Here is a 26,282-nt window from a genome sequence, read left to right as displayed (position 1 = left end):
CATCATCAGGGGCGAAATGGAATATTCCATAGCGGCCGGATATCGCGGCTTTCGTTCCACGTCCCTCCTTGCCGGATGCGGTTCAGCAAAGGCAGGATGTGCTTTTGGGCCTCTTTTTCCTCCGCAAGGGACTGTAGGTCCGCGAGCAGCGGCTCCAAATATTCCCGGATAACGTCCCGCTGCCCGGCGTAATACGCCCTGTGGAGCCGCTCTTCTTCATCCAGCGGGCGGCGCGTCAGCTCAGCGTGATTCGTGGCGATCAAATGCGCCGTATACACGATGCCTTTCGTCAACATCGGAGACACGAGAAAGCTCGGCAGCGTGCGGTACTCGAAGCCGCCGTGGGGCTGCCTGCGGAAATCCCCGAGGTATCCGTACTTCGGGCGCCTCTTCTGGCTGCTTGGCGCCTCCAGGACGGAAACGGGAAGCGTCAAATAATTATCGAGGGCCCGCAGCAGCTCCGCGGTCAGCGCAATCCCGCTGAAATGCAAATGCCCCCCGAGGGGCAGACCGGATTTCGGCATCCCTCCGGCAAGCCAGTGGAGGGAACGGTCGCCGATCATCTCGCCTGCCATGCGGAGCGTCCGCATCAGCCCGATGAGCAGGCCGCGCGGACTTTCGCTCGGCTCCGGGCGCAGCTCCGCGATCGGATACGATATCCCGCCTTCCCCGTGAACGGCGTCGCACCCCACTTCCCCTTCCTTGTCGAGAAACCGGGATGCGGGCACCACCTCCCCGCTTCTCGCTGGATCCACGATCAGGAATTCCGGATCCATGCCGAGCATGAGGGGCAAGCCGCCTTCCAGACCCTCCGCCTGCCTGCGCTCCTGCTCCTTTTGCGCCCGCTCGTAAAGCGATCTCAGCCGCCGGCTGCCGATCCAAGCGGAAGGCGTCACTTCCTCGACCGCATATCTCCTTTCGCCTCCGGCGGAAACCAAAATCACCTCGCCCGCGCTGAGCCCCAGCGTATAAAGGCTGCGAACGGCCATTTTTTCCAGCTGCCTCAGCAGGGAAGGGGAGGAAGCCCGGTCCCGGCTTAACGCGATCGGAGTGCGCAAATTCCGGTTCGCTCCCTCCACGCTTGCGATTTCGATCGCCTGCAGTCCCGAGGCATGAACCGCGTACCTGCGCCGGTACACCTCCTGACCGTCCCGCTTTCCGCCCTGAACGAGCAGCGAGCCGATTCCCGATCTTTGCAAGCGCGAATGCCTGAGCTGGACGGACCAGCTTCCGAAACGTTCCGCTTCTTCCCGACTGTCCATGGGCTCCCTTCCCTTCGCAAACGAAATTTTTTTGGCAAAAAAATAAAAAAGGAGGGCATCCGCCCTCTACGCCGCCGCCCTCTCGTCATATATTAAACCATACCTCTTTTCCAGCTTCCGCGATTTACAATTCATCGTCATCCAGCGAATCAGGATCCAAATCTTCATAATCCCCGTCGTCGCTGAAATCGAATTCCTTGTCTTCGTAATCGCCATGGCCTCTGCCGCACACGAGCACACGAACTTTGGTTTCGGCCACCAGCTCCACACGAAACTCGCGTTCTACCCGGATGATGACATTGCCTCCCCCTGACGAAACACTGGCTTCAACGCAGCTCGGTTCCTGCGTGGCCTCCGCTGAAACCTCCACGGTTGAAGCCCGGTGTTTCGGATCCAGGTACGAAAGCGGGACTAATTCTACATAAGATACCGTTTCTTTCGCGACGTCGGTTTGAGAGTTTTTGTCATAGGAATACCAGATGTTGATATCGTAAGTACCAATAACTTCAATTCCGTCGCCTGCGGCAACCGCTTCGTACTGGTGGTTTATAATCCAAGCCCCCAAAATACTGGTCGGATTATGAGGCGGTGTCACGGTATGTGTTACGGTAGAGAACTTACGACCCTTGCCGCAGATCGCTTTCGTGATGATCTCTCTACATTGATGTTTATCGCTTAATGACATCTTTGAACCTCCTCCATACAATCATTCACTTAAGTGTATGCAGGACATAGGCATTTGTTGATTAAACGAGCATAAATGTATGAAATATTATTCTTCCTTTCCGAAAAAGAATGAGGGCGATTCTCGAAAAAACGCAACTTTTCCGCCGGACGCCGCGTTTTAGAAAATAAATTCAAGAGAGCTTAGCTCTTATGGAGCGTGAAGCCGAATGAAGAAGATAAAGAGAATGGCCTGCCTGCTGCCGCTCTTCGGAGGGATTCTGGGAGGCTGCGCCGCCGCGTCCGGGCCGCCTGGGGACGAGCCGTTTTCGGCCGATGACGCCATCGCCAAGGTGATCCGCCAAGAGCAGTGCATCCATTTCCCCGAAACGGAGGGCAAAATCGAAGGCATCATCCACGGGGGCGGTCCGGATCCGGGAATGCGCGTCCCCGGTACGTTCGCGTCCGCCGCGAAAAAACGAAGCGGCGCGGTCTACGTCGTCATGCTGACGGAAACGTGGAACGCGAAAGATTTCAGGCCAGAAGGGGCGCCTGCGGAGGGAAATTTAAGTTATTCCTGGGAGTACGAGGTCAGTCCCGCGGGAGTCAAGCTGGTGTCGGAGGGCGGGGACTTCCCGCCGGATCATGTGGAGTGAACGCGCCCGTTGCAAACAAAACCCCTGCCCGGTCAGGTTCTTCGGAATCCTGGGGCAGGGGTTTTGCGATTGCCTTTCATTTCGACGCGATGGCGGCTTTTCTTGCGGCCACCGAGGTCGGCGCTTTATTTTTTTTGGCCAATTTGAGATAAAGCGAAAGCTCGCGGTTCAGCTGCAGAATCGCCGAGCGGATTTCGAACTCCTCCCGCGTTGCGGGCAGCTCCATCCGCTTGAATTCCTCCTCCAGACGGCTCAGCAGAAATTCCGTCCGTCCGGTGTAGATCTCCTCCGTGACGTCGCGGCTGAGCTGATCGAACAGTTCGGCGACGTCGTCGGCCTGCGGCAGCTTCCGGTAAACATGCGAAACCAGCTGCATCATGTTCTGGATCGACTCCAGCTGCTCTTTCCGCATGTAAAAATAAATGCTCCAGGTTTCGTCCGGATGAAGCATCTGGTTTTCCATCGCCCGGTGCGCGGCTTCCTTTCCCTTCCGGATTTCCTTGCCGGCTTCGATGATTTCTTTCCCGTCCCATATATCGTCGGGATTGCGCAGCGACTCGGCGATCTTGGAAAAGATGATCGAGAACTGCTTATCCACCCGTTTGCGGATTTCAACCATTTGGTCGGATGCGCGCGGCATATACGCCAAATTGACGATCAGCGCCGAGCCGAGCCCGATCACCAAAAGCTCGATCTGCGTCCAAAGCGACTGCATCGTGATGCTGCCGTTCCCGTACACCCGGAATACCACGACCGAACTCGTGACGATGCCTTCCTTGAAATTGGCGCGGGCGATGGCCGGAAAAGCGACCAAAATATAAATCGCCAGCACCCAATAATGGAAGCCCAACATTTCAAACAACACGCAGGCGAAAACGAGACCCAGAAGAGACGCGAAAAACCTGGCCGAAATCGTTTTGATGCTCCGTTTGCGGGTGACGTCCACGCCCAGCACGGCCAGCAGACCTGCGGACAGCGGTCCCGTCACGCCAAGCGCATCGGCCACCAGGATCGCCATCAGGGTCGCAATCGCCGTTTTAATGACCCGAAAGCCCATGAAACCGCCTCTTTCTTTTGCAGCAGGATTTGAACAATCCTCTCCTCTTTTGACGTATTCCATGGTATCGGATTTCGGCGGCCAACACAATGTTACGCAGGCCTGTCAGCTCTTAAGGCAAAGTCAAACTCTTCATAATATCCGCAATCCCAGGCTGTCACCGGTGCGTCAGCAGCTTGCGTTCGACGTAAACCACAAGCTGGTACATGCCCGTCGCAACGACGGCAATGATCACCAGGCTAGACAGCACAAGCGTAAAATTGAACACCTGAAAGCCGTAAATGATCAAGTAACCGAGCCCCATTTTCGCCACTAGGAACTCGCCGACGATGACGCCGACCCAAGCCATGCCCACGTTGACTTTCAGCGTGGATATAATCGTAGGAAAGGATGCGGGCAAAATCACTTTTTGGAACACCTGCGTCCTTGTGCCTCCGAAAACGCGCACCACCTTGATCAGATTCGCATCGACTTCGCAGAAGCTGTTATATACGACCAAGGTCGTCACGATCACGGTAATCGACAGCGTCGTCACCGTAATGGACAAAAAACCCGCCCCGAACATGACGATAAAAATCGGGCCTAAGGCGACCTTCGGCATGCTGTTGAATACGACCATATACGGGTCAAGCACCTTGGACAAAAACGGGGACCACCAGATCAGCACCGCAATAAGCGTGCCAAGCAGCGTCCCGAGCACGAATCCGACCACCGTTTCGCCGACCGTGATGCCGAGGTGTCCCCACAGCTCGCCGCTCGCGGCGTCCTTGCCGATCTGGGCGAATACTTTCGACGGGTAACTGAACAGCAGCACGTCGATCCATTTCAGCCTGCCGGCGAGTTCCCACAACGCAAAAAACAACAGCAGGATCGCTATTTGAACCGAAAACACCTGCAGCCGCTGTCTTTTTTGGCGTTTGAGATGCGCTGCATGCAGCGCCTGTATGCCGTCTTCCGAAAGAGCGGGCGCTCTTGCGCCGATGCGGCCGTCCACAGCTGACATTCCCCTCACTCCTTATCTCCGGCGCTCTCCATTTCGCGCCAAATGTCATGAAACAATTCGTTAAAACCCGTTTGCTCCCTTGCAAGCAGCGGTCTTGCGCTGCGAATATGTTCCGGCACGTCGAACGATTTGCGGATTTTGCCCGGACGGCTTCCCAGCACGATGACCCTGTCGCTGACGGCGGCGGCCTCGGACAAATCATGCGTCACCAGTACCGCCGTTTTGTTTTTTTCGCGAAGCGTCCCTGCGATCAGGTCTTCGAGCTGCAGCTTCGTCTGGTAATCGAGCGCGGAAAACGGCTCATCCAGCAGCAGGATGCCGGGATCGGTCGTCAAGGTTCGCACCAGCGCGACGCGCTGCCTCATGCCCCCCGACAACTGCTGCGGATAAAGATTGCGGGCATCCGAAAGGCCCATTTCTTCAAGCAAAGCGCCGGTGCGCGCCAGATGCTCCTGATCAAGCCGTCCCGTAAGCTCCAAACCGATCGAGGCATTTTCGAAAATGGTGCGCCACGGGAAGAGATAATCCTGCTGCAGCATATATCCGACCTCGGCCGTGGGTCCATCCACTTTCCGTCCGTACACGAATGCTTCGCCTTTCGTGGGCTTCATCAGCCCGGCGATGATCGAGAGCAGCGTCGTCTTGCCGCACCCGCTGGGTCCGACAAGGCTCACGAACTCCCCCGGATATACCTGCAAATCCAAACCGTCCAGGGCCAGCGAGGCTTCGCGGTCACTGACGTATACGTGTGTGATATGCTTTAATTCGACTACCGGCTCCATGCTTCCATTCTCCTTTCGGCGTTCGGAATGCTATTTGACGGAAGATTTGGCTTTTTCGGCAAAGCTGTTGTCGACGATCGCGTTTGCCGGCACCTTCTCCTTCAGTTCTCCCGCCTGGCTCATGACATCCAGCAGGTTGTTCCATTCCTCCTCGTCCACGACGGGGTCCGCCGCGTACGTTCCTTGATCTTTGTAGCGTTTGACGGCCGAAGCGATGATGCCTTTGTCCGTGTCCTTAAAATAAGGAGCAATCGCATCGGCGATTTCTTCCGGGCTGTGCTGCTGCACCCAGTTTTGCGCTTTTTGCAGCGCGTTCGTGAATTTTTGCACCGTGTCGCCGTGTTTTTTGATGTAGCTCTGCTTCGCCATAAACACCGTATAAGGAAGTCTGCCGCTTTCTTCCCCGAAGGAAGCCACGACGCGTCCTTTGCCTTCTTTTTCGAAAATCGACGCCTGCGGCTCGAACAGCTGCACGTAGTCTCCGGTTCCGGACAGATACGCCGAAGCGATGTTGGCGAAATCGATGTTCTGGATCAGGTTCAAATCCTGACGCGGGTCGATGCCATGCTTCCTCAGCGCGAACTCGCCCGCCATCTGCGGCATGCCGCCTTTTCGTTGGCCGAGGAACGTGCTCCCCTTGACGTTGTTCCAATCAAGCTCCCCTTCGGCATTTCGCGCCATCAAAAACGTGCCGTCCGTCTGCGTCACTTGGCCGAAATTGACGACCGGATCCTCCGAACCCTGCTGATACACGTAAATCGAAGTTTCCGAGCCCACCAAGGCGACGTCGATGGCACCCGACAACAACGCCGTCATCGTTTTGTCGCCGCCCGGAATCGTCTGCAGTTCGACATCGAGCCCTTCTTCCTTAAAAAATCCTTTTTCCAGCGCCACATATTCAGGGGCATAGAAAACCGATCTCGTGACTTCCCCTACCTTTACCTTTTGGGCGGCGTCGCTGCCTGAGCAGCCCGAAAATACCATTCCGCACAGGACTAGGGAGAAAAGTCCGATCCAGATTCCGCGTTTGCCTTTCGTCATACGCCTTCCTCCATCCTCTTCATTAGCCTACTGCCATCATATGCAGGCGCCCAGCAAAGGGTTATTCCTTCGAGTGCCAGGAAACAAGGAATGGCTGCCCTGGAAAACGAAACGACGCCAGGATGTTTCCTCGCCGGCTGCCCAAGAAAGAACAAAAAACCCCCGAGCTTTGATCCGCTGCTGGATGCATGCGCGAATCGGCTCAAGGGGTTTTGGTCGCTGTTTTTTCGCTTAAAGCTTGTAGATTTCTTTATACTTCTCTTCCAGATAGTCGGCCAGGTAATCCGGATTCAGTTCTTCGCCGGTCACGTGCATGATAATCTCGGCCGGCGTAAGGCTTTTGCCGAAGCGGTAGATTTTTTCGGTCAGCCATTCCTTGATCGGAATCAGGTTGCCTTCGCGGATGTATCGATCCAGCTCCGGCAGCTCTTTTTTCATCGTGTTCATGATTTGGGCCGCGTACATGTTGCCGAGGGAGTAGGACGCAAAATATCCGAAATCCCCGCCCGACCAGTGGACGTCCTGCAGGACGCCAAGGCTGTCGTTCGGAGGCGTGATCCCGAGGTACTCCCGGTATTTTTCGTTCCATACCTTCGGCAGGTCCTTCACTTCCAACCCTTCGTTAAAAATCATTTTCTCGATTTCGTAACGGATGATGATGTGCAGATTGTACGTCAGCTCGTCCGATTCGATCCGGATTAAGGAATTTTCCACGCGGTTCACCGCACGGTAGAAGTCGTCGAGCGAGACGTCCTGGAGCTGCTGCGGGAAATGTTTTTGCAGATCCGGGTAATAACGCTCCCAGAACGGGCGGCTGCGGCCGATGATGTTTTCCCACAGGCGGGACTGGGATTCGTGGATGCCCATCGACGTCCCGGTCGCAAGCGGCGTGCCCGCCAAATCCTTGCTGATGTTTTGCTCGTACAAGGCATGTCCGCCTTCATGCAGGGAGCTGAACAGCGCGCTGGTCACGTCGTCCTGCAAATAATGGGTCGTGATCCGCACGTCGCCGGAGTTCAGTCCGATGGCAAACGGATGCACGCTTTCGTCGAGGCGTCCGGCATCGAAGTCGTAACCCATCTGCTCCAGGATGAACAGCCCCATCTTTTCCTGCTGCTCCCGTTCGAAAATTTGGTCCAGGAACGTCGTGTCCGGCTTGTTCGGAGATGCTTGAATGGCCGCAACGAGCGGCACCAGACGGTCGCGCAGCCGGCCGAACACTTCGTCGAGCTTGGCTACGGTCAGATCCGGCTCGTATTTATCGAGGAGCGTGTCGTACGTCGTTCCCTTGACGCCCCAGTATCCGATGAACTCTTTCAGCAAATCGACGATTTTGGCCAGGTTCGGCTCGAACGAAGCAAAGTCGTCGTTGGCTTTGGCTTCTTCCCAAATCGTTTGCGTATGCGCGGACAGCACGGAGAACTCTTCGATTTTTTTCGCGGGGATCCGTCTGTTTTCGTCGTAGTCCTTTTTGCATTCCTTCACGACGCGGCGGGTCGTTTCATCCAGCTGGCTGTCGACTTCCGGCCGGGTAAAAAAGGCTATGTACTCTCCCATTTCGTCCGAGACGCGCAGCTTGAACTGCTCTGCGGACAAGGTGCCGATGACGCCGGAACGAAGCTCCACGCTTTTGCGCGGCGCGCCTGTGCGCAGGTCCCAATGCATCAGCGAGATCGCTTCGTTATATGCGCTAATTTTGCGGACAAGTTCCATAAATGCTTCCAATTTTGCTTTCAAGTCTGTTTCCATTTTAGGTTTCACCTCGCCACGTATTTTTACCTTCCCTCTTGATGATACTTTTTGCGGAAAGTATAATCAATATTTAATACGAAATGTTCGTAGAAGGATTGCCGAAACCACGGGGAGGGCGGGCGCGCCATGAATATGCGAATCTCTGAACGGGCGGCGCGTTTTTTGCGCCGAAAGATCGGGGACGCCCCTTCACCCGTCAGGCTTGTCTTCGACTCGGAAGGATGCGGCTGCGGAGCGAACGGCATTCCGGCATGATGAATCGTGCCCGCGCCCGACAAAGACGATTTGCCGATACATAGCGAGCATTTCCACTTTGTCATCAACCGGGACCATGCCGTATACTTCGAAGAGAACCTGTATCTCGATTCCGAAGAAACGTACCCTTCCTTCCGTCTCTTCGGGGACAGCCGGCTGTACGGCAAAAGTATCCGCTTGCTGGATCAACGGTAGAATCATATTTTTTAACGAAAGGTAGTGTTGCACCATGAGCCAAGTATCCGAAATTTTGCAGTATAACCGTCAATTCGTTGAAGACAAAGAATACGAAAAATATTTGACGGGCAAGTTTCCCGACAAAAAAATGGTCGTCATCACCTGCATGGACACCCGTCTCGTCGAACTGCTTCCGAAAGCGATGAACCTGAAAAACGGTGACGTCAAAATCATCAAAATCGCCGGCGGGATCGTTTCCCATCCGTTCGGCAGCGTCATGCGGAGCATTCTCGTCGCCCTGTACGAGCTGAAAGCGGACGAAGTGATCGTTGTCGGCCACCTGGATTGCGGCATGGCGGCGCTGGACGGCGATCATATGATTCAGGAAATCAGAAACCGCGGCATTTCGGAGGAAGTGCTGTCGACGCTCGAACATTCCGGCATCGATCTGAACAGCTGGCTGCGCGGATTCAAGGACATTAAAGCAGGCGTGACGGGAACCGTCGACCTGATCAAAAACCACCCTCTCCTGCCTGCCGGCGTGCCCGTACACGGCATGATCATCGATCCGAACACCGGCGCGCTTGATCTGGTGGTCGACGGCTACGAGGATACATCGGCAAAATAACGTATCATTCATAAAATTGTCAAAACACGGATACCTGTATCCGTGTTTTTGTTTGCTCAGGTTGAAAACCATACAGTTTAAGTGTACACTTTGGGTTGAAAGAACATATCACGTATGGGAGACATTGCAAATGAATACGTTATCCTACGGATTATTGGCTTTTTTGGCGCGGGAACCTTCCTCGGGCTATGACGTTATGCTGAAAATTCAGCCGTTCTGGCAGGCCAAGCACAGTCAAATTTATCCTCTTCTGGCGCAAATGGAGGAAAAGGAATTCCTTACTTCGCATTGGGTCAAACAGTCGGAAAAGCCCGATAAAAAAATCTACTCGATCACAGATAGCGGGATTCGCAAACTGAAGGAATGGATGTACATGCCTCTTCCCGACCCGGTCACGCGGGATGAGCTTTCGATGAAAACGTTCTGCATGTGGCTGACCGACCGCGACAACGCGATCGATATCGTGGAGACGAGAAGAGTGTATTTTACGCGCAGGCTCGAATCGTTCCATAAAATGATGGAAAGCATCCCGGAGGAAAAGCGTGTTTTCGGCCATCGCGAGTTTTATGACTACATTCTCATCCAAAAAGGCATATTCAACGCGACCGCGGGAAAAGATTGGTGCGAGTGGGTTCTGGGCATGCTAAGGGAGCAGCAGGCCAAAGAAGCGCCGGCCCAAACGGTGAATTGAAGCCAAAAAAATTTAAGTTGTTGTATATTTTTTTATTAAAAAATGAAACTTTAAGATACTAAGCACGTAAAGCATAGTAGGCAGCCTATACATGCCAGCAAAATATTCGGGAGGGTTATTACTTCATGATGAACAAATCGATCAAGAAATGGATCATGATTGTCATGGCGTTTACGTTTATCTTCGCGGTCACGGTACCGGCGGACAACGCGGATGCCCGTCGCGGCGGCGGCGGTGGCTTCAGATCCGGCACGAAGGGTTTCACCAACACGCCAAAAAAATCGACGACGTCGGACAATTACAAAAAATCCACGAATACGAGCAATGCTTCGACAAGCGCTCCTCAGAAACGCGGATTCTTCAGCGGCGGCGGCTTCTTTAAAGGCCTGATGATCGGCGGCCTGGCCGGCATGCTGTTCGGCGGATTGTTCGGCAACATGGGCTTCTTCGGCAACATCCTTGGACTTCTCGTCAACCTGCTTGCGATCTACGTTATCATCGCCCTCGTCGTCGCAGCGGTCAGAGCGTTCAAGAACCGGCGCAAACCGGATACGCGCAACGGACGGTATTAAGCCATGCTGGTACTGACCATGGATGAAATCGTCAACGCGATCTGCCTGCATATCGCCGAACGCAAACAAATTCGTCCGCAGGACGTTCAAGTCGAGCTATTCTGGGACGAAGACACGGGTTACAGCGCAGAGGTCTGGGCTGAGGGGCGCAGCCAGTATTTGGTGGAATCGAACATGATCGAAGCCATCATGCGTTATCTGTACAGCGAATACAATATTCGCGCGTACCGCGAGCAGATTACGCTGGATCTGGATGAAGAGATCACCGCGCATGTCGATGTGGAAATGGAACAAGCGTACTGATATATACCGCTTTGGAATGATGAAGCCTGGGACCTCGGTCCCGGGCTTTTATTTTATGCGGGAGAATGCACACGTCTTGGTTTAAACGTAACCCCCTCCGGAAGAAGCGGCCGCTGATCCGTACTCGATAGCCGCTAAACGTTGCCGCGTACGAAATGGCGGACTACCCCGGACTATCCTACGCTTCCGCCGATTTCTTCAAGTTCTTTCGCGAGGCTTGCCATCGTATTTGCTCTTTCCGCGTCCGTCTGTCGGTCAAATAAAAGCTGCTCCATAAACTCCCAAACATCCTCCAACTTGCGCCGGCCTTGATAAAACCGAAGGGCACCGGGATGGAGTTCGAAGTTTTCATGCTGATTGCGATACACCTTCAGAAAATCAGGATAATAAGGCTCATCGATCAAAAACATCAGGTCCGATTCGACGGGCGCCAATTTCAACCCTTCCCAGTCGATCAACATCAGCTGCCGGCCGGCTTGCATCAGATTCCAAGGATGAAGGTCGGTATGGCATAAGGCTAATCGGACGTGCTCTTTTTTCAAAGATTTCGACAATTCCTCTACCCGATTGATCCAATTACGAATCTGTTCCAAGTGCGGCTGAACCACTGCTTCAACATCGCCTGGCAGCCGCTTGCAATCCTGATCCAAGGCAATCTTGAGCTGCCGCAAAAACGGTACGTCAAAATCTTCTTTAACCCTATCCGTGTTTACCGGTATCTCCTCCCCGTAGGAATGAAGTTCCGCGATAATTTCCGAAAGCTGGGCAACCTGCGCCGCGGTCATTTTTTTCTCACCGACCGTTTCTCCGTCGATAAAATCGTAAAGCATGTAGATTCCTTCGCCATCTTCGCACTTGTAGTTGCCACGATTCGTTAAAAGCGGCACGGGAACTTTGCCTTTTAAATTGCTATTTTGCGAAAGCCATCCGAGAATGGGGGCATAATCATCGATCAAGGCCGTCCATTTGGGCGTCGACGCTCTTCTTTTTTCATACATTTTCAGAAAGTAACGGCGGCTGCCTGCACGTATTTTGTAAGCGAGTGCCGCCCAGCCTCCCTGCTGGGGTACAATGTCGTTTGCCTCAATACTATAATGATTTTTCAGCATGAAAAAGATGTCGTTCATAGGCCCTCCTCCCTTTAAAATATATAATACCAATACATCGCAACCTCATCCGTATCCTTGTTGATCCCTTTATATACCTGCATGTCGAATCCGCCGATAAAGAAGCCGCAGCGTTCGTAAAACTTGCATGCGCGGACGTTATTGTTTTGCGTTTCCAACATGAGACCGGGCATTCCGCTCGCTTTCGCCCAACGTTTGGCTTGTTCCACCAATTTCGTTCCGACCCCATGCCGCCTGAACTTTCGATCCACTTTAATGTCCTCAATGCATGCGTATTCGTTCCAATTGCGTTTGACGACAATTTGCCCGGCCAGTTGGTTTTCCACGAACGCCAAAAAAACGGCCTGATCCGGATGATCGATATACATCGAGCCATCGGGTTCCGCCATATCTTCAAATGGTTCGTCTTCATAGCTTTTTTCGTAGCTTGGCACGGGCTGGACCGTATATTCAATCCGATTGTCCCGCAGCGACAGAAGCAAAATCGAGTCCACCGTAAACCGGTCATCGATGTCGATTCGTTGCCTGCAATCCTCTTTCGTCATTTTCCGGACGATGATGTTCTCCATATAAACGACTCCCCTTTGTGATCACGCTGAAAGTAGTTTATAAGCCTTCGGGCCAACCGCAAAAAAGCCGGTACCTTGGTCTGTTCCCAAACCTGGCTTGTCTTCAAAATCTATCAAAATATTCCCTATTATGCTTATATATGCTATCATGGATAGGAATATTATACCAGCAAGGAGTTCATACTATGAAAAAAAGATGGTTAACTAGTTCTTTTGCATTACTATTTTTGCTTTCCGGCACTCTCGCATCTGCACACCCGGGCAGAACTGATGCCCGTGGCGGCCATACCTGCTGGACCAATTGCTCCCGATGGGGCCTGGAATATGGCCAATACCATTACCATAACGGAGGAGGCTCCTCTTCGGGTTCCAAAAAGTCTTCGAGCAGCTCTTCTTCGGCCTCGAAACGTTCCAGTGCGCAAACATCCAAGCCCAAACCGGCAAAACCAACGCCTTCCTATAAAGAGTCCGGGCTTAAGGTATACGTCAATGGAAACAAAATCAATTTCACGAGTGCGCCTTTAATCATTGAAAATACCAATCTGGTGCCTCTCCGGGATCTCGTTACCGCATTGGGAGCCAGCATGAATTACGATCCGGGCAGCGGGACGATCGGGGTCGCCAAAGGCAAATCCAAAGTCACGCTAACGATCGGAAGCCGCACCGTATTTTACAACGGCAAATCCGAAACGGCCAGCGCGGCTCCCAAAATCCTACACGGGATTACATACGTGCCGGTGCAAGTGATCGTCAAAGGACTGGGAGCGGGCATGGACTACAGCTCCGGCGATCATTCGTTCAAAATCACGATCAAATAAACGGCAGTCCAAACGTTCCGCACTGCGCAACACGGCGTACGACCCGTTTGCCATTCAATAAATGCACGACCTTTATACATCAAAGCCCTTGCCATCAAAATACCGGCAAGGGCTTTTTGTCATTATGCTGCTATTCCTCTACAGGTCTTTTGATTTGCAGCGGAGGCGGAATCAGCCAGCCTTTTTCCTTGCTGAGCCGAAGAATGCGGAGGCCAAGGGCCATTTTGGTCGCATGGTATTTCGCAAACAACGCGCCGATGTCCTCGCGGATGCACTGGCCGATGATCGAGCTTGCGGCGACCAGGCCGGCAGCGGTTTCCACCGCGATTTTGGCGGCGATTTCCTGGTCCATGAATCTGGCGCCGATCGGAATGTCCTCCAGCTTGGCATCGGGCCTTTCCGGGAGTACCGGCGCGGGGGCAATGCCGTTATCCGTCAACAGCGCGTCGCATTCCTTGATTTCAAGTTTGGCTTGGTCGATCAGGTCCTCGAGGATTTTTTTCAATTCCTTGTCGCCGGCGTGGTTCAGATAAGCCTGATAGCACGATACCGTTCCTTTGGCCGTCTTGGAAGCTTCCCATACACTAAATACTTCGCCGTAATGCATCGGCTCGTCTTTTGGATTTCCGTCTAGAATGCCCATTGTATTTGATCTCCTTTGATCGTTATCGTTACCGATTCATTATCTGCAGGAAATCATTGTTTTATGTTTCCGGAAATCGAAGTGGGGGTCACCCCTTAATCCTTATAAGGATCAAATTCGTCCGCGCCCGCCATGCAGACGCCGATCGGCTTCAGCACATGCAAAACCTCGATCGTTTCCGCATGCGCATCCAACACGTCCTGAAGCTTTCGGTAAACGAACGGACTTTCATCCGTACCGGCGCCGCGCAGCTCCACTCCGAATTCCTTGACGGCCGCCAACATTTGCCCGGTCGAAATTTGGCCGCCGCTTCGTTTGCGGGTTTTCCAATTCATCCTTCCGGCCGCCTGCGTCCGGCTCATCACACGCCCGGCCCCATGGACCGTGCTGTAATAGGCATCGCGGTTTTCCGCCGTATCCTTCCCTCTCACGATGACGGAAATATCCCCCATGCTGCCGCCGATAAACCCCGTTTGACCGGGCGCGGACGGCGTGGCCCCTTTGCGCACGACGATGACGTCCTTCCCGTGGTGCGTCTCCTTCCACGCGTAATTATGATGGTTATGCACCTCGAAATCCGCCGCGGCGCCCAAAATGGACAGCACCTGTTCGATCACGTAATCCCGCCCGGCATAAGCGTAACGCCCCGCAAGTTTCATTGCCCGGTAATACATATCGCCGAGTTCGCTCTCCAGCTCCAGCAGCACCGGTGGTTGATCCATCGATTCTCCAGGCGCATTTGCCAGAAATTCGCGCCCGGAGCACAAGTTGATGAAGCCGCTTGCCGTTTTATGCCCGAAACCGCGGCTTCCAAAATGGTTCCCGATCCACAGCCGCCCCGTCGCCTTCTCCTCGAACAAATCGACAAAATGATTCCCGCTGCCGACCGTGCCGAGCTGGCTTCTGGCCAGCGACAACAGTTTGTCATGCACCTGCTTGCCCAATGTTTTGTACACGTCCCAATCCGGGTCGTCAAACAAATCGTGATCCAACGGGGTATGGTTGACGCGTCCGATCCCGAAGGATACGCTGCGCGCGATTTCGTCCATGATTCCCGCCAGTACAGGCTTTACGTCGCTTGCGTACAGATTCGTGCGCACCGCTTTATTGCCGCAGGCAATGTCGTACCCTACGCCCGAAGGCGAAATCTGGCCGTCGTAGACGACGACGCCTCCGATCGGCTGGCTGTACCCTTTATGGTGATCCGCCATCAGCAGCGTTTGCACCGTGTTTCCCGTCCGGGCGCATCTGAGCGCCTGGGCTACCGAACTTTCGTCCGGCTTTCCCCATACCCGCACTCCGTCTATGTTTTGGTATCCCATTACGCGTTCACTCCATTGATTTTCTCATTGTTTTATTGTCGGCCAAGGACCGTTTGTTCGCTAGACGGCAGATGTCCCCCCCGCAATTCCATCCGGAACCGTTTGTCTGCTATTCAGGCGTTAAAACCATGATTCCATCATGACTCCATTCCAAAGAAATGAACATGGCGAAAGTATGGCGATCCCCGTGGGAACGGCCGATAAATTTGCCGGAATCTCTCATAAGTGCATCTCTTCAACCTTTTTTCCCGTCACCCTGCAGTCATTCAGCATAAGCATCAAGAGAGCTTCATCCGCTCGTTCGACCTTCCCTTGAATCCGGTAACCCGGATACATCCACGCCGGAGGCGTTCTTTCCCTTAGCCCGGGATCGTCCGCAACGGCATAAGCGCCTTCGTCCAATTGGATGATGACGCCCTGCGGATAGAACATTCGAATGGTACCGGCGACGTTTTTGCCGGGGGGACAAAGCGATTTAGCCTTTTCCCATGCCTCCCTGTAAGGCAGCACGGCCTGTTGCCAGATCTCTTCGAATGCCTCCCGCGTGATCTCCTCATCTCCTTCAAACAGCTCCACTTCCGTTTCGATCAGATGAAAATCGGGGGCGACCGATACGCGGCAATGTCCGTTCACGACCGAAACCTGGCGGTAAGCGGCCATCTGCCCGTCGACCTCGAAAAAATACATTTCATGTTCTTCCAGTCCGCAAGCTTGGATATACTTCATGCAAAATCCTACTTTCGTATGTTCTTTAAATCTTTTCGATTTGAGTATGTTGCAGCATCCCGATGGATTAAAGTATAAGGAAAGCGCCTGCCGGAAGACAACGTTTGAGTGGTATTTATTCGATGGGAGAGTTTTTTTCGCATGCGTCCCGCTGTTGGAACGAAATTTGCTTGCGTAATAGGGTGACAAAGGAAAACGCGAGTGGATGTCCAAAGCGAAAGGGGAAGCGAAACATATGATCAGAATCGAACAGGACGGGTTGGGGGCGCGGGTGCTGCCCTCCCACGCTTATTACGGAATCCGTACGCTCCGGGCCTCGGAAAAGATTCCGCACGGCGCGGGCATGCCGATCCATGGGGAGCTTATGAAGGCGCTGGCATGCGTAAAAAAAGCCGCGGCTCTTGCGCATCTGGAATCTGGGACGCTGCCGGCGCGGATCAGCGGTCTCATCGTCAAGGCGGCGGAAGAAGTAATCGCAGGACAACATGCGCGGGATATCGTCGTCGATTGGCTTCAAGACCCGACGGGCGAATCGCTGAATATGAACGTCAACGAGATTATAGCCAACCGGGCTCTTGAACTGATGCTGGAGGACAAAGGCAATTATTCCATTCTTGATCCCGTCCGGCACGTGAACCGGGGGCAGTCAGCATCAGGCGTCATCGCGATGGCCCTTCGGGTTGCCTCCCACCGGTTAACTGAGCGGTTGATCCGCTCCGTCGACCAATTGATCGGCGCCCTGGTCGCCAAAAAATCGGAGATCGGCAGCCGGCCAATGCCTGAAGGCCATCAGGAACAGCCGGGAACGCCGGCGTGGTTCAGCCGCCGACTGGATGAAGGCGCGCGGCAGCTGCAGTCGGGTATGGAACGCATGGCGGCCGCAAACGCCCGGCTTGCCGCAAGTTTGACGACGGCGAATGCCGACATGGAGGATGCGGCCATCGCTTCCAAAACGTTATCCCATTTGCGCAATACCGCCCAAATCGGCGAATCGATCGGAGACGTTAACGGGGCGGCGGAGCGAAACAACGAAGCGTTTACCCGGCTTTCGTCGGCCGTAAGGCACTTGGCGCTGAATCTGTCCAACCTGTGCAGCGACATTCGGCTCGCAGCCTCGCTGCAGAACCTTGCCGATTCTCCCGAATGGATCAGCGGCAAAGAGGTTGCCGCCAGCGAAGCCTTGGGCCAAATCGCTTTTCAGGCGATCGGTTTTGATCACAGCCTCGGCCTTGCCGCCGAGGCCGGCATGCTCGATCCCGGCGCCATCCCGCCCGTCGTCGCTTATAACCTGTTGGAATCGCTGACCATGATGGATAAAGGCGTGGAGGCCTTTGCGACGGCGATCCAGAGTCATGCCGGACGGAGTGCTTCCTGCCGGTAACGCCAAGCATCCCCTGACAATGGCATTGAATCCTTCGAAGACCATCCGGCGCATCATTGCCGCTCGTTTGAGCGGCATTTTTCATGCAGGACAAACATAGGCCGCTCCCGGAAGCCGCGTTTTCGGGAACGGCCTATGTTTTTAGATTTTGTTTTTCCGGCCCTGCGAGGATGCAATGTTTAATTCTTCCCGGTATTTGGTCACCGCTCTGCGCGATAGCCGGATCCCTTCCGAAAAAAGCGCGTCGGCGATGTTCTGGTCGGATAACGGGCGATGTTTATCTTCGGAAGCGATCATTTCCTTGATCCTTGCTTTCACCATCCTGGATGAAGCCGATCCCCCGTTTGAAGTCGCAACCCCGGCGGCAAAAAAATACTTCAGCGGGAACACGCCATGCGGCGTAAGCGCATACTTTCCGCGAATCGCGCGGCTCACCGTCGACTCGTGCATATCCAGCTTGCCTGAAACCGTGCTTAACGTCATCGGCCGGATGCCTTTAATCCCTTCGTCGAGGAATGCCTTCTGTTCCTCCATCATGGCATTTGCCACTTTCAGCAAGGTCGTCTTCCGCATCTCCACGCATCGCATGAGCCATTCGGCCGACCTGAAGCAGTCTTTTACGTAGGAAAAAGCCGCGGCCGACGAGCGGGTTTCCGCCCATTTCCGGTATTCTTCGCTTATGGAAAGTTTGGGACGACTCATCGCATGCAGCGTGACCGAAAAAGAGTCCGCATGACGTTCGACGATCATGTCCGGGACGACATACTGCGGCTCGAAAGCAGCCAAAGCCAGCCCCGGGCGCGGATTCAACGTCCGGATGTATTGCAGCGCGCGGACCGCGTGCTCCTTCGGAATCCGAAGTGCCGAAGCAATCCGGCCAAGATTGCCGCCGGCTGCATCGGACAAATACTTGTCGGCGATCTCGAAGGCATACGGCACGGATTGCGGATCGCGGACGATCTGGAGAATCAGGCATTCCCGCAGATCCCTGCAGCCGATTCCCGCCGGTTCCAAGGATTGCAGCTTTTCCAGCGCCAGCCCGACCACCGTTTCAGCAACCTTTAAGTTCCCGGCGATTTCGGTTAGCGGAACGTCCAAATACCCGTTTTCGTTCAAATTGCCGGCCAAATAAGCAGCCGCTTTAAACACGTCGGAAGGGAGCGAAAGCAGCCGAAGCTGGCTCAGCAGTTTTTCTTCCATCGTATCCTGCTTGGCGGCGGCGTACCAAAGCGGATCGGGCATCATCGCCCCGCCTTTTCCGGTTCCGGTCTTTTTTCCAAACGCCTCCCGGCTTCGGGAAAACTCAAACTCCAGCACCGGATTTTCCGTCGCCTGTTCCTGCAAATATTGCAGCAGCTCATCGGCGGACAACGATAAAATATGGATGGATTGCTTCAGTTCAGGAGTGATCGCCAGCTTCAAGCGTTGGTCTTGCGCCAGTTGGTAGCCCAACAACGTCCTCTCCCCTTCCGCAGGTCGTTCTATCTCAAAAATAAAGGTGCTTTTTACAATACTCAATAACGGTACTATGAAATTGATTCTACTTAACCTTATGCAAAAAGGCTACCGCTGCCACTGTCTAAAATTTTAGAATCGATCGGAAACCAGCTTCGCCTGCGTAAACAGCAGCAAATAATCCCTTCCTCCGGCTTTCGAATCGGTTCCCGACATGTTGAACCCGCCGAAAGGATGCGTACCGACGAGCGCTCCCGTACATTTGCGGTTAAAGTAGAGGTTGCCTACGAAAAACTCGCGTCTCGCCTTTTCCAAATGGGCCCCGTTACGCGAAATGACGGCTCCAGTCAACCCGTACACGGTATTGTTCGCGAACTCCAGCGCTTCGTCGAACGATTTGGCTTTCGTGAACGCAACGACGGGACCGAAAATTTCCTCCTGCGAAATGCGCGCCTCTGGATCCACGTCCGCAAAAATGGTCGGCTCGATAAAAAATCCGTCGGGAGATCCCGTGCCGCCGCCTAACACCAGGCGCCCCTCCTGTTTGCCGATTTCGATGTATTCCTGTATTTTGGCATACGCCTTCTCGTCGATCACCGGCCCGAGGTTCGCGGACGCTTCGGCCGGGTTGGCCATGACCAGCTTGCTTGCGCGCTCGACGACTTTGTCCAGGACGATCTCGTACACATCCTCATGAACGATGACGCGCGAGCAGGCCGAGCATTTTTGCCCGGAGAAACCGAAGGCGGAAGCGGTGATCGCATCGGCTGCAAGCTCAAGGTCGGCTTCTTTGTCCACGATGATGGCATCTTTTCCGCCCATTTCGGCAACGACGCGTTTGATCCATTTTTGCCCCGGCTGCGTTTTGGCTGCCCGTTCGTTGATTCGCAGTCCGACATCCCGCGAGCCCGTGAAGCTGATGAACCGGGTAAGCGGATGATCCACGAGGTAATCGCCGACCTCCCCGCCCGGTCCCGGCAAATAATTGACGACCCCCGGCGGCAAGCCCACTTCTTCGAGCAAAGCTACGAATTTCGCCGCGATGACCGGCGTCGTGCTGGCCGGCTTGAGAACGACCGTGTTGCCGGCGACAAGCGCCGCCGTGGTCATGCCGGCCATAATCGCAAGCGGGAAATTCCACGGAGGAATGACGACGCCTACGCCGAGGGGCAGGTAATAAAGCTCGTTTTCTTCCTCTTCGCTAACCGTCAACGGCTGCGGCAAGCTGAGACGCTGCATTTCCCGCCCGTAAAATTCAAGGAAATCGATCGCTTCGGCCGTTTCGACGTCGGCTTCCACCCTTGTTTTACCGGCCTCCAAGGTCATCAAGGCGGAAAACTCGTGGCGGCGCCGGCGCAAGATCGCGGCAGCCCGGAACAAATACCGCGCGCGTTCGTTCGGATCGGTACGCTTCCAAGTTTCGAACGTCGCCGCCGCCGTTTGAATCGCCTTCTCCGCGAGCGGAATGTCGGCTTGCGAGACGCTGCCGATGATCTGCTTCTTATTGGCCGGATTGATCGAAGCGATTTTGCGGTCGGTCATGATTTTTTCGCCGCCGATGACGACGGGATACGCCTTCCCCAGTTCCGCTTCCGCCTTTTTCAGCGCGGCATCGTATGCCTCGTTGTTGCTTTTTTCTTGGAAATTGACAAAAACCTCGTTTTTGAATTCGGATCTCATAAATCGTTACCATCCTCTCTTTTCGGTTTCGATAGTTCATCCTGCTTCTACAACGGTATGCAAGCAAAATCCGTGCCAAACCACCCTCCCGGTGCGCGTGCGAAGAGGCAACCAAGCAAAAACAGGAAGAGCGGCCTGCGGTACCCGCTTTTTTGGCATGCCTTTTGCTTGGATCATCGTTAAAGAACGTTTAGCGATATATTTCGAAAGGGGAAAGATCCATGGACGCTACCGAACTATACCGAAAGGTGCTGCTCTCGATCGCCGGCAACAAGCTGGTCGAGAAGCTGTCCCTTAAATATGGAAGGAAATTGGCGAGCAAATTCATCGCGGGAGATACGCTGAGCGAAGCGCTGGACGAAATCGAAGTTTTGAACCGCAAAGGGATCATGGTGACGCTGGACCATTTGGGCGAGGGCATTCAGGCTTTATCGGAAGCTGCCGGGTACAAAGAGGAATATCTCAGGCTGGTTGACGGCATCGCCGAAAGGAAAGTGAACTCCAACGTCTCCTTGAAACCGACCCAAATGGGGCTGGCGCTGGATCCGGAAGCATGCTTCGGCAATATACGGGCGGTCGTCAGCCGAGCCCAAAAACACGGAAATTTCGTCAGGATCGATATGGAGGACTCGCCTTTCACCCAAGCGACGATCGATATCGTTTTGCGCCTCCACAAGGAAGGGCTGACCAACGTCGGCACCGTCATCCAAGCGTATTTGCACCGTACCGAAAACGACGTCAAACGGCTCATCGAGGCGGGCGTCAATCTCCGCTTGGTCAAAGGCGCCTACAAGGAACCCGGAACGGTCGCTTTCCAGCAAATGAGCGAAGTGATCGACAACTACAAAAAAATCATCCGCATGCATTTGGACAAAGGCATTTACACCGCCATTGCCTCGCATGACGACCGCATCATTTCATGGGTCAAGGATTATGCCCGCGCGAACGGCATCCCGAAGGATGCCTTTGAATTCCAAATGCTTTACGGCTTGCGGATGAGCGAGCAGGAACGGTTGGCCAAGGAAGGCTACCGCATCCGCTGCTACATGCCGTACGGAACCATGTGGTATCCCTACTACACCAGACGGCTGGCGGAAAAACCGGCGAATTTGTGGATGGTGCTCAAAAACATGTTTAAGTGAAATGGAAAGATGATTTACACCGAAAAACAGGCTGGGTATAATGGCCCTAACGATAGAACATCACCTGCATAGGGGGCAGCAAAATGAAACACGTATTGCCCAGTCTGGAACGTTTAATCCGCACGACATTCCATATCATCGGGCCTGCCGACCTGGAGCTGTATCAGAAGGGCCACCCAGTCGCGGAGGATTTCCCGGTTTTCGTGAAGCAGCCCTCCGGTCCATACGGCTTGTTGGCCCCGTCGACGGAAGCGGACGGCCGGCTTCGAATCATGGATGTAAGGACGATTCAAGCAGAGGAATCATTCTTGAATATTTCTTCCGCTTTTTGTTCCTGTTCGTTGGCGATCGTGCTGCAGGACGGCGAACCGGCGGGTTATGTCGCGGCCAGCGATGTCATCGAGGCTGTCGTCGCAGCCCATCGGCATCTGGAGGCTTATTTTTCGACCACCTTGGAAGCGCTTAACCCGGACGTCGCCATCACGCTCATTGACGATGAAGGCCGCGTGGCCGGCTGGACGACCGGTGCGGAGCATATTTTCTCCATACAAAAAAACGAAATCATCGGCAAACCCGCTTCGGATTTTTTTCCCGTTGATCGGCTGCAATCGCTGAAAACGCTGGAGACCGGCGAATCGGTCCAGAAAAAACTCCATCGGCCCAGGCCGGACATGTTCGTTCTCATTAACTCGGCCCCCGTGATGCTGGATGGCCGGATTGTCGGAGCGGTCGCCGCCGAATCCGACCTGACCACGCAGATGAAACTTCACCAGGAATTGCTGCATATGACAAGCAAAGTCCATCACCTTCAAAAGGAAGTCGCGCTGCTAAACCCTTCCAGCGATCCGTTCCAGCCTATCAAAGGAACCAGCCCGGCGATCAAAAAAAGCATCGACGCGATCCGGAAGATCAGCACGACCAAAGCGACGGTTCTGATCCAGGGGGAAAGCGGCACGGGGAAGGAATTGTTCGCCCAAGCGATCCATCGCTGCCGCGAAGCGGCGAACGCCCCGTTCATCGCCATCAATTGCGGGGCCATCCCGGCCGCATTGTTCGAGAGCGAGCTGTTCGGATACGAAAAGGGCGCGTTTTCGGGGGCCGACCCGAAAGGAAAAAAAGGAAAAATCGAACTGGCTAGCGGCGGCACGCTGTTTCTCGATGAAATCGGGGAAATGCCGCTTGATATGCAGGTCAAAATGCTGAGGGTGCTTCAGGAAAAAAATTATTTTGCGGTAGGCGGCACGAAACTGAAGCATGCCGATTGCCGGATCGTCGCGGCCACGAACCGCGATTTGAAACAGATGATCGCCGAAGGCTCCTTCCGCGAGGATCTGTTTTACAGGCTGAACGTCGTCTCCCTGGATATCCCTCCCCTGCGCCGACGCAAGGAGGATATTTATGAGCTGACGCAATCGTTTTTGCATGAATTTTCCATCGTGTACGGCCGCCATATCCATACCATCCCGCCGGACGTGCTCGAAGATTTGCTGCAATACGATTGGCCGGGCAATATCCGCGAGCTTCGAAACACGATTGAACGGCTCGTCATTTTCTCGACGGACGGCGAGGTGAAACGCGAATATTTGCCGGCCAACATTTATGCGGGGGATACGAATGCCGACCCGGGACCCGATTCGCTTGGAACCGGGGAGGAAATCAACGGATCCCTATACCAGGCAAGGCTCGATGATTACGAACGAAACCTGCTGCAGCAGCTGCTCGAGGCGGCCGGCGGCAACAAGCTTGCGGTCGCGAAGCAGCTTGGCATATCGAGGGCGACGCTGTACAACAAACTGAAACGGCTGCAATTGTAAACGATGGCATTGTTTGCTTTCTTAGACAGTCAAACTTTGAATGTCTAAAATTTTAGACGCAATCATCCCGCCATGCGAGGAAATGCCTTCCATGATGCAATGGCCGTTCCGCATGCTTAATATATCCGCGGGTATTACAAAACCGAACCTTATAATGAGGCTGCGGCAAAAAACGCCGGCTGATCTCGCGGCCGCTGATCCTCCGTGCCATAGGCACCTCTCCCCCTCATTCCTAATAGTATGGAAGGGAAAGGCGGGATCGGCGTGTTGAGCGTAAAATCGGATCAGGAAAAGCGGGCTATTTTTCTCGCGGCGGTATGCGGACAGACGTATGCGCAATTTAACAACCCGGACGGCTTGTTCGTCGTTCCGGCGAACTATTCGGTCGCGGACGTGATCGAGGCCAAATCCATTACGGGGGTGTGGGAACGTTTTGGCTTCATCCTTGACGCTCCGAAGGAAATCATCATCGCTTTCCGCGGAACCAGTTCGGCGGGCAATTGGATTTCGGACATCATCGCTTCGCAAAAAAACTTCAAATACGTAAAGGAACCCTGCCTAACGCACCGCGGGTTTACAAGCATCTACGCCTCGGCACGCAGCCGGGTGATCTCCGCGCTCTCCGGCATGTCGCCGGACAAAACGCTGTACATTACCGGTCACAGCCTGGGCGCGGCGCTTGCGACGTTGTGCGCAATCGACGTGGCGGCCAACACCCGCTTCGTCTCCCCGATTGTGTTTACTTACGGGTCTCCTCGGGTGGGCGATCCGGCGTTCGCAAAAGTATTCCCGAAGTACGTTCGCAACAGCTGGCGCGCCTGCAACCTGTTTGACGTCGTCACCCACGCCCCGCCGCCCGTCTACAAACTTCCCAAGCGGGAGAAAAAATATTATTACAGCCATGTTCCCGCTTCTTCGCCTTTGACATTCCAAAACGGATCGATCGGCGGAAACCACGTCATCAGCAGCTATTTCGCGGAGCTTGCCAAACTTCAGCCGCAGTTCGCAGAGTTGATGTGCTTGGCCAATCCCGGCTTTTGCCCGGTCGCGTCCGAGCCGAAACCGGTTGAGTAAATCATGCCTATGCTCGGCTGGGCGTACTTAAAAAGACGGCACAGGGACCCTTCCCTGATGCCGTCTTTTTTCGTTTCCGCTTATTTCAACCGAATCGGGCTGTCTACAATCCGCACTTGCCGTACGGGACAGCTCCTGTTGGCTTCACGGCCCTAGATTCAATGCCTTTAGAACGTGAATTTCGGATTCAAGCTGCCTTGATACGGTTCATGTTCGACGAATACGGTGATGTCTTTGCCGTCTTTGTCTTTGCCCGTTCTTTTATAAGTAAATTTATTGGGGTTCAGCTCCGTAAGCTCCAGAACGGCGCCGTACTTATTGGTACCGATGGAAACATGGGCTCTGATTTTATTTTCATGCGCAATGTCGAAGTAGCCGTAATCGCCGCGGCTTGCGCCTGTTTTCAGGTTGAAGAACTCATATTGATTCGTTTTGTCGTCGAATTTCGCCAGGCTTATAAAATTGGAATTAAACGCGGTGACATCGTTGCCGTTTTCGTCCCATACCTTCGTTCCGTTCCAAAGCGTGCCGCCTAAAATGCGGTCCCCGTCAACGTCTTTGACGATATCGCCGGTAGTCGAATTCAACGCTTTGTCAGGGCTTGTAAATTCAAGCTTTTTCCCTTGGTAAGGGACATGTTCGACGTATACCTCCACATCGTTGCCCTGCGCGTCTTTGCCCCATCTTTTATACGTGAAGATGTCCTGGTTCAGCTCCGTGATGTCAACGACAGCCTGGTAGTTCATGGATTCCGAAATCAATATTCTCTTTTTCCCGTCGTTCGTAACAAAAAAAGTGCCTTGATCGCCGCGGCTTGCGCCTGTTTTGGCATCGAAAAATTCATATCTTCCGTACTTCGCATCGTATTTCGCCAGACCGATGAAGTTTGCATTTTCTTTCGTCAGGTCGTTATGGTTTTTGTCGTATACCCTCGTCCCCTGCCAATGGGTGCTGCTAAGGATGTTAGCCATTTCCTGACCTTTCGTGAGCTTCGCGTTCGGCGAAGACATCGCTTCATGCGCCAGATTCAGCAGATAGGCCGCCTGACCGCGCGTGGCATGGCTTCCCTTTGCATAGAAGCGTTCCGCCCAGGAGGCCACGGTTTCCAAATCGCGATTCAGCGCTTTGGATACGATTTGCACCAATTCGTCGCCCGTTACCGCGCCCCGCGGATCAAAACGGCCGTCTTTCGCCTGCATGATGTCTTGTCCGACAAGTTCGGCGGCGTAATCATAAAACCAGGGGCCGGGGCTTGCATCCGCGAAGCTTGCCGGCAATGCGGCTTTACCTTGAAGCCCGAACGTCTCCACGACCATTTTTGCCAGCTCAGCCCGGGTAATCGGCTTTTCAATCCCCATGGAGCCGTCCTCATAACCTTGCATGGCATGAAGTTTGGCCAGCCCGTTTACGGCTTGTTGTATCTCTTCCGCGGACAGTTTTACGGAAGCAGCCCCGGCATTCGGCGTGTTGAACGGAAACGCGGCGGTTCCCAGCGCAGCCGCCAGCATGACCGCCGCCCATTTCGTGGAATATTTATTCATTCGGTTGTCCTCCTTTGAATCAACAAAAATCGTTGTTTGGTGTATACGTATATCATAAAGGAGACACCTAAAATCCCAAGAAACCGGGGATTAACGTTTTCGAAACAAAATATTAAAATTTTCTAAACGACGATTTTGAAAAATCCTG

At 54.0% G+C, this 26,282-nt stretch carries 27 protein-coding genes and 1 pseudogene; 12 read left to right on the top strand and 16 right to left on the bottom strand.

Annotated elements, in window-relative coordinates:
- Positions 1–5 precede the first annotated feature (5 nt).
- Entirely contained in the window at positions 6–1,262 is a 1,257-nt protein-coding gene (locus tag KI367_RS06290; RefSeq protein WP_212948446.1) for a putative amidoligase domain-containing protein, read from the bottom strand.
- A gap of 124 nt (positions 1,263–1,386) precedes the next feature.
- Complete coding sequence (locus KI367_RS06285) at positions 1,387–1,947, bottom strand: outer spore coat protein CotE (RefSeq protein ID WP_036708252.1); 561 nt, start codon at positions 1,945–1,947, stop codon at positions 1,387–1,389.
- A 208-nt stretch (positions 1,948–2,155) separates the two neighbouring features.
- Here KI367_RS06285 and KI367_RS06280 point away from each other — a divergent pair, with 208 nt between their 5' ends.
- The gene (locus KI367_RS06280; protein ID WP_212948445.1) at positions 2,156–2,581 is read left to right on the top strand and encodes a hypothetical protein; all 426 of its coding nucleotides are present in this window, start codon (positions 2,156–2,158) and stop codon (positions 2,579–2,581) included.
- Between the two features lie 76 nt (positions 2,582–2,657).
- On the opposite strand, the gene KI367_RS06275 is transcribed toward KI367_RS06280, so the two are convergent.
- The 5 genes from KI367_RS06275 to KI367_RS06255 all read right to left on the bottom strand — a co-directional run bounded on the left by KI367_RS06275 (position 2,658) and on the right by KI367_RS06255 (position 8,213).
- Complete coding sequence (locus tag KI367_RS06275; protein ID WP_212948443.1) at positions 2,658–3,638, bottom strand: aromatic acid exporter family protein; 981 nt, start codon at positions 3,636–3,638, stop codon at positions 2,658–2,660.
- Between the two features lie 157 nt (positions 3,639–3,795).
- On the bottom strand, positions 3,796–4,641 hold the full coding sequence (locus tag KI367_RS06270; RefSeq protein ID WP_212948441.1) for an ABC transporter permease: 846 nt from the start codon (positions 4,639–4,641) through the stop codon (positions 3,796–3,798).
- Positions 4,642–4,646: 5 nt separating this feature from the next.
- A complete protein-coding gene (locus KI367_RS06265) occupies positions 4,647–5,423 on the bottom strand; it encodes an ABC transporter ATP-binding protein (RefSeq protein WP_212948440.1) in 777 nt (258 codons plus the stop codon).
- A gap of 30 nt (positions 5,424–5,453) precedes the next feature.
- Positions 5,454–6,464, bottom strand: a complete 1,011-nt coding sequence (locus KI367_RS06260) for an ABC transporter substrate-binding protein (protein WP_212948438.1) — start codon at positions 6,462–6,464, stop codon at positions 5,454–5,456.
- 231 nt (positions 6,465–6,695) lie between these two features.
- Positions 6,696–8,213, bottom strand: a complete 1,518-nt coding sequence (locus KI367_RS06255) for a carboxypeptidase M32 (RefSeq protein ID WP_212948436.1) — start codon at positions 8,211–8,213, stop codon at positions 6,696–6,698.
- Between the two features lie 129 nt (positions 8,214–8,342).
- On the opposite strand from KI367_RS06255, the gene KI367_RS27130 reads away from it, so the two are divergent.
- The 6 genes from KI367_RS27130 (at position 8,343) to KI367_RS06230 (ending at position 10,842) form a co-directional block, all read left to right on the top strand.
- Positions 8,343–8,471: an iron-sulfur cluster assembly accessory protein gene (locus tag KI367_RS27130; RefSeq protein WP_246536698.1), complete on the top strand. Its 129-nt coding sequence runs from the start codon at positions 8,343–8,345 to the stop codon at positions 8,469–8,471.
- A 6-nt stretch (positions 8,472–8,477) separates the two neighbouring features.
- Positions 8,478–8,666, top strand: coding sequence for an iron-sulfur cluster assembly accessory protein (locus tag KI367_RS06250; protein ID WP_212948434.1), 189 nt, complete (start codon positions 8,478–8,480; stop codon positions 8,664–8,666).
- Positions 8,667–8,700: 34 nt separating this feature from the next.
- Positions 8,701–9,276: a beta-class carbonic anhydrase gene (locus KI367_RS06245; RefSeq protein ID WP_212948432.1), complete on the top strand. Its 576-nt coding sequence runs from the start codon at positions 8,701–8,703 to the stop codon at positions 9,274–9,276.
- Between the two features lie 130 nt (positions 9,277–9,406).
- Complete coding sequence (locus KI367_RS06240) at positions 9,407–9,967, top strand: PadR family transcriptional regulator (RefSeq protein WP_212948431.1); 561 nt, start codon at positions 9,407–9,409, stop codon at positions 9,965–9,967.
- Positions 9,968–10,092: 125 nt separating this feature from the next.
- Entirely contained in the window at positions 10,093–10,539 is a 447-nt protein-coding gene (locus KI367_RS06235; protein WP_246536696.1) for a hypothetical protein, read from the top strand.
- A gap of 6 nt (positions 10,540–10,545) precedes the next feature.
- A complete protein-coding gene (locus KI367_RS06230; RefSeq protein ID WP_160044472.1) occupies positions 10,546–10,842 on the top strand; it encodes a YxcD family protein in 297 nt (98 codons plus the stop codon).
- A 173-nt stretch (positions 10,843–11,015) separates the two neighbouring features.
- Here KI367_RS06230 and KI367_RS06225 read toward each other — a convergent pair whose 3' ends face one another.
- Together KI367_RS06225 and KI367_RS06220 are read right to left on the bottom strand one after the other, a co-directional pair.
- Entirely contained in the window at positions 11,016–11,969 is a 954-nt protein-coding gene (locus KI367_RS06225) for an aminoglycoside phosphotransferase family protein (protein WP_212948429.1), read from the bottom strand.
- 14 nt (positions 11,970–11,983) lie between these two features.
- The gene (locus KI367_RS06220; protein WP_036708214.1) at positions 11,984–12,538 is read right to left on the bottom strand and encodes a GNAT family N-acetyltransferase; all 555 of its coding nucleotides are present in this window, start codon (positions 12,536–12,538) and stop codon (positions 11,984–11,986) included.
- 140 nt (positions 12,539–12,678) lie between these two features.
- Here KI367_RS06220 and KI367_RS27450 point away from each other — a divergent pair, with 140 nt between their 5' ends.
- Positions 12,679–13,356: a copper amine oxidase N-terminal domain-containing protein gene (locus KI367_RS27450; protein ID WP_306433219.1), complete on the top strand. Its 678-nt coding sequence runs from the start codon at positions 12,679–12,681 to the stop codon at positions 13,354–13,356.
- A gap of 130 nt (positions 13,357–13,486) precedes the next feature.
- Here KI367_RS27450 and KI367_RS06210 read toward each other — a convergent pair whose 3' ends face one another.
- From KI367_RS06210 to KI367_RS06200, 3 genes are all read right to left on the bottom strand, one after another.
- A complete protein-coding gene (locus KI367_RS06210; protein WP_212948426.1) occupies positions 13,487–13,999 on the bottom strand; it encodes a DUF3231 family protein in 513 nt (170 codons plus the stop codon).
- Positions 14,000–14,094: 95 nt separating this feature from the next.
- Positions 14,095–15,321 carry an RtcB family protein gene (locus tag KI367_RS06205; RefSeq protein WP_212948424.1) on the bottom strand — a complete coding sequence of 409 codons (1,227 nt, stop codon included), beginning with the start codon at positions 15,319–15,321 and terminating at the stop codon, positions 14,095–14,097.
- A gap of 219 nt (positions 15,322–15,540) precedes the next feature.
- Positions 15,541–16,047 carry a hypothetical protein gene (locus KI367_RS06200; RefSeq protein ID WP_212948422.1) on the bottom strand — a complete coding sequence of 169 codons (507 nt, stop codon included), beginning with the start codon at positions 16,045–16,047 and terminating at the stop codon, positions 15,541–15,543.
- 235 nt (positions 16,048–16,282) lie between these two features.
- Here KI367_RS06200 and KI367_RS06195 point away from each other — a divergent pair, with 235 nt between their 5' ends.
- Positions 16,283–17,428: a lyase family protein gene (locus KI367_RS06195; protein WP_212948420.1), complete on the top strand. Its 1,146-nt coding sequence runs from the start codon at positions 16,283–16,285 to the stop codon at positions 17,426–17,428.
- A gap of 141 nt (positions 17,429–17,569) precedes the next feature.
- Here the strand turns inward: KI367_RS06195 and rpoN are convergent, their stop codons facing one another.
- Both rpoN and pruA read right to left on the bottom strand, forming a co-directional pair.
- Positions 17,570–18,883 carry an RNA polymerase factor sigma-54 gene (rpoN, locus tag KI367_RS06190; RefSeq protein ID WP_246536694.1) on the bottom strand — a complete coding sequence of 438 codons (1,314 nt, stop codon included), beginning with the start codon at positions 18,881–18,883 and terminating at the stop codon, positions 17,570–17,572.
- 132 nt (positions 18,884–19,015) lie between these two features.
- Positions 19,016–20,563, bottom strand: coding sequence for an L-glutamate gamma-semialdehyde dehydrogenase (gene pruA, locus KI367_RS06185; RefSeq protein ID WP_036708189.1), 1,548 nt, complete (start codon positions 20,561–20,563; stop codon positions 19,016–19,018).
- A gap of 221 nt (positions 20,564–20,784) precedes the next feature.
- On the opposite strand from pruA, the gene KI367_RS06180 reads away from it, so the two are divergent.
- The 3 genes from KI367_RS06180 to KI367_RS06170 all read left to right on the top strand — a co-directional run bounded on the left by KI367_RS06180 (position 20,785) and on the right by KI367_RS06170 (position 24,593).
- On the top strand, positions 20,785–21,705 hold the full coding sequence (locus KI367_RS06180; protein WP_212948416.1) for a proline dehydrogenase family protein: 921 nt from the start codon (positions 20,785–20,787) through the stop codon (positions 21,703–21,705).
- Positions 21,706–21,788: 83 nt separating this feature from the next.
- On the top strand, positions 21,789–23,519 hold the full coding sequence (locus tag KI367_RS06175) for a sigma-54 interaction domain-containing protein (protein ID WP_036708186.1): 1,731 nt from the start codon (positions 21,789–21,791) through the stop codon (positions 23,517–23,519).
- 267 nt (positions 23,520–23,786) lie between these two features.
- Positions 23,787–24,593: a lipase family protein gene (locus KI367_RS06170; RefSeq protein WP_246536714.1), complete on the top strand. Its 807-nt coding sequence runs from the start codon at positions 23,787–23,789 to the stop codon at positions 24,591–24,593.
- Positions 24,594–24,760: 167 nt separating this feature from the next.
- On the opposite strand, the gene KI367_RS06165 is transcribed toward KI367_RS06170, so the two are convergent.
- Positions 24,761–25,714 carry a DUF4822 domain-containing protein gene (locus KI367_RS06165; protein ID WP_373316211.1) on the bottom strand — a complete coding sequence of 318 codons (954 nt, stop codon included), beginning with the start codon at positions 25,712–25,714 and terminating at the stop codon, positions 24,761–24,763.
- Between the two features lie 36 nt (positions 25,715–25,750).
- Positions 25,751–26,101: pseudogene (locus KI367_RS27445) on the bottom strand (S-layer homology domain-containing protein); the annotation flags it as partial.
- Positions 26,102–26,282 lie beyond the last annotated feature (181 nt).

This window comes from Paenibacillus cookii (assembly GCF_018333375.1).
GTDB classification, from domain to species: domain Bacteria; phylum Bacillota; class Bacilli; order Paenibacillales; family Paenibacillaceae; genus Paenibacillus_AQ; species Paenibacillus_AQ cookii.
The sequence above is the reverse complement of the archived record's forward strand: the minus strand, read 5'-3'. Positions and strand labels throughout refer to the sequence as shown.

Bases quoted from the DNA above. Each gene is read 5' to 3' on its own strand.
- KI367_RS06290 (WP_212948446.1), bottom strand. From the start codon at position 1,262: ATGGACAGTCGGGAAGAAGCGGAACGTTTCGGAAGCTGGTCCGTCCAG.
- KI367_RS06285 (WP_036708252.1), bottom strand. From the start codon at position 1,947: ATGTCATTAAGCGATAAACATCAATGTAGAGAGATCATCACGAAAGCG.
- KI367_RS06280 (WP_212948445.1), top strand. From the start codon at position 2,156: ATGAAGAAGATAAAGAGAATGGCCTGCCTGCTGCCGCTCTTCGGAGGG.
- KI367_RS06275 (WP_212948443.1), bottom strand. From the start codon at position 3,638: ATGGGCTTTCGGGTCATTAAAACGGCGATTGCGACCCTGATGGCGATC.
- KI367_RS06270 (WP_212948441.1), bottom strand. From the start codon at position 4,641: ATGTCAGCTGTGGACGGCCGCATCGGCGCAAGAGCGCCCGCTCTTTCG.
- KI367_RS06265 (WP_212948440.1), bottom strand. From the start codon at position 5,423: ATGGAGCCGGTAGTCGAATTAAAGCATATCACACACGTATACGTCAGT.
- KI367_RS06260 (WP_212948438.1), bottom strand. From the start codon at position 6,464: ATGACGAAAGGCAAACGCGGAATCTGGATCGGACTTTTCTCCCTAGTC.
- KI367_RS06255 (WP_212948436.1), bottom strand. From the start codon at position 8,213: ATGGAAACAGACTTGAAAGCAAAATTGGAAGCATTTATGGAACTTGTC.
- KI367_RS27130 (WP_246536698.1), top strand. From the start codon at position 8,343: ATGAATATGCGAATCTCTGAACGGGCGGCGCGTTTTTTGCGCCGAAAG.
- KI367_RS06245 (WP_212948432.1), top strand. From the start codon at position 8,701: ATGAGCCAAGTATCCGAAATTTTGCAGTATAACCGTCAATTCGTTGAA.
- KI367_RS06240 (WP_212948431.1), top strand. From the start codon at position 9,407: ATGAATACGTTATCCTACGGATTATTGGCTTTTTTGGCGCGGGAACCT.
- KI367_RS06235 (WP_246536696.1), top strand. From the start codon at position 10,093: ATGATGAACAAATCGATCAAGAAATGGATCATGATTGTCATGGCGTTT.
- KI367_RS06225 (WP_212948429.1), bottom strand. From the start codon at position 11,969: ATGAACGACATCTTTTTCATGCTGAAAAATCATTATAGTATTGAGGCA.
- KI367_RS06220 (WP_036708214.1), bottom strand. From the start codon at position 12,538: ATGGAGAACATCATCGTCCGGAAAATGACGAAAGAGGATTGCAGGCAA.
- KI367_RS27450 (WP_306433219.1), top strand. From the start codon at position 12,679: ATGCTATCATGGATAGGAATATTATACCAGCAAGGAGTTCATACTATG.
- KI367_RS06210 (WP_212948426.1), bottom strand. From the start codon at position 13,999: ATGGGCATTCTAGACGGAAATCCAAAAGACGAGCCGATGCATTACGGC.
- KI367_RS06205 (WP_212948424.1), bottom strand. From the start codon at position 15,321: ATGGGATACCAAAACATAGACGGAGTGCGGGTATGGGGAAAGCCGGAC.
- KI367_RS06200 (WP_212948422.1), bottom strand. From the start codon at position 16,047: ATGAAGTATATCCAAGCTTGCGGACTGGAAGAACATGAAATGTATTTT.
- KI367_RS06195 (WP_212948420.1), top strand. From the start codon at position 16,283: ATGATCAGAATCGAACAGGACGGGTTGGGGGCGCGGGTGCTGCCCTCC.
- pruA (WP_036708189.1), bottom strand. From the start codon at position 20,563: ATGAGATCCGAATTCAAAAACGAGGTTTTTGTCAATTTCCAAGAAAAA.
- KI367_RS06180 (WP_212948416.1), top strand. From the start codon at position 20,785: ATGGACGCTACCGAACTATACCGAAAGGTGCTGCTCTCGATCGCCGGC.
- KI367_RS06175 (WP_036708186.1), top strand. From the start codon at position 21,789: ATGAAACACGTATTGCCCAGTCTGGAACGTTTAATCCGCACGACATTC.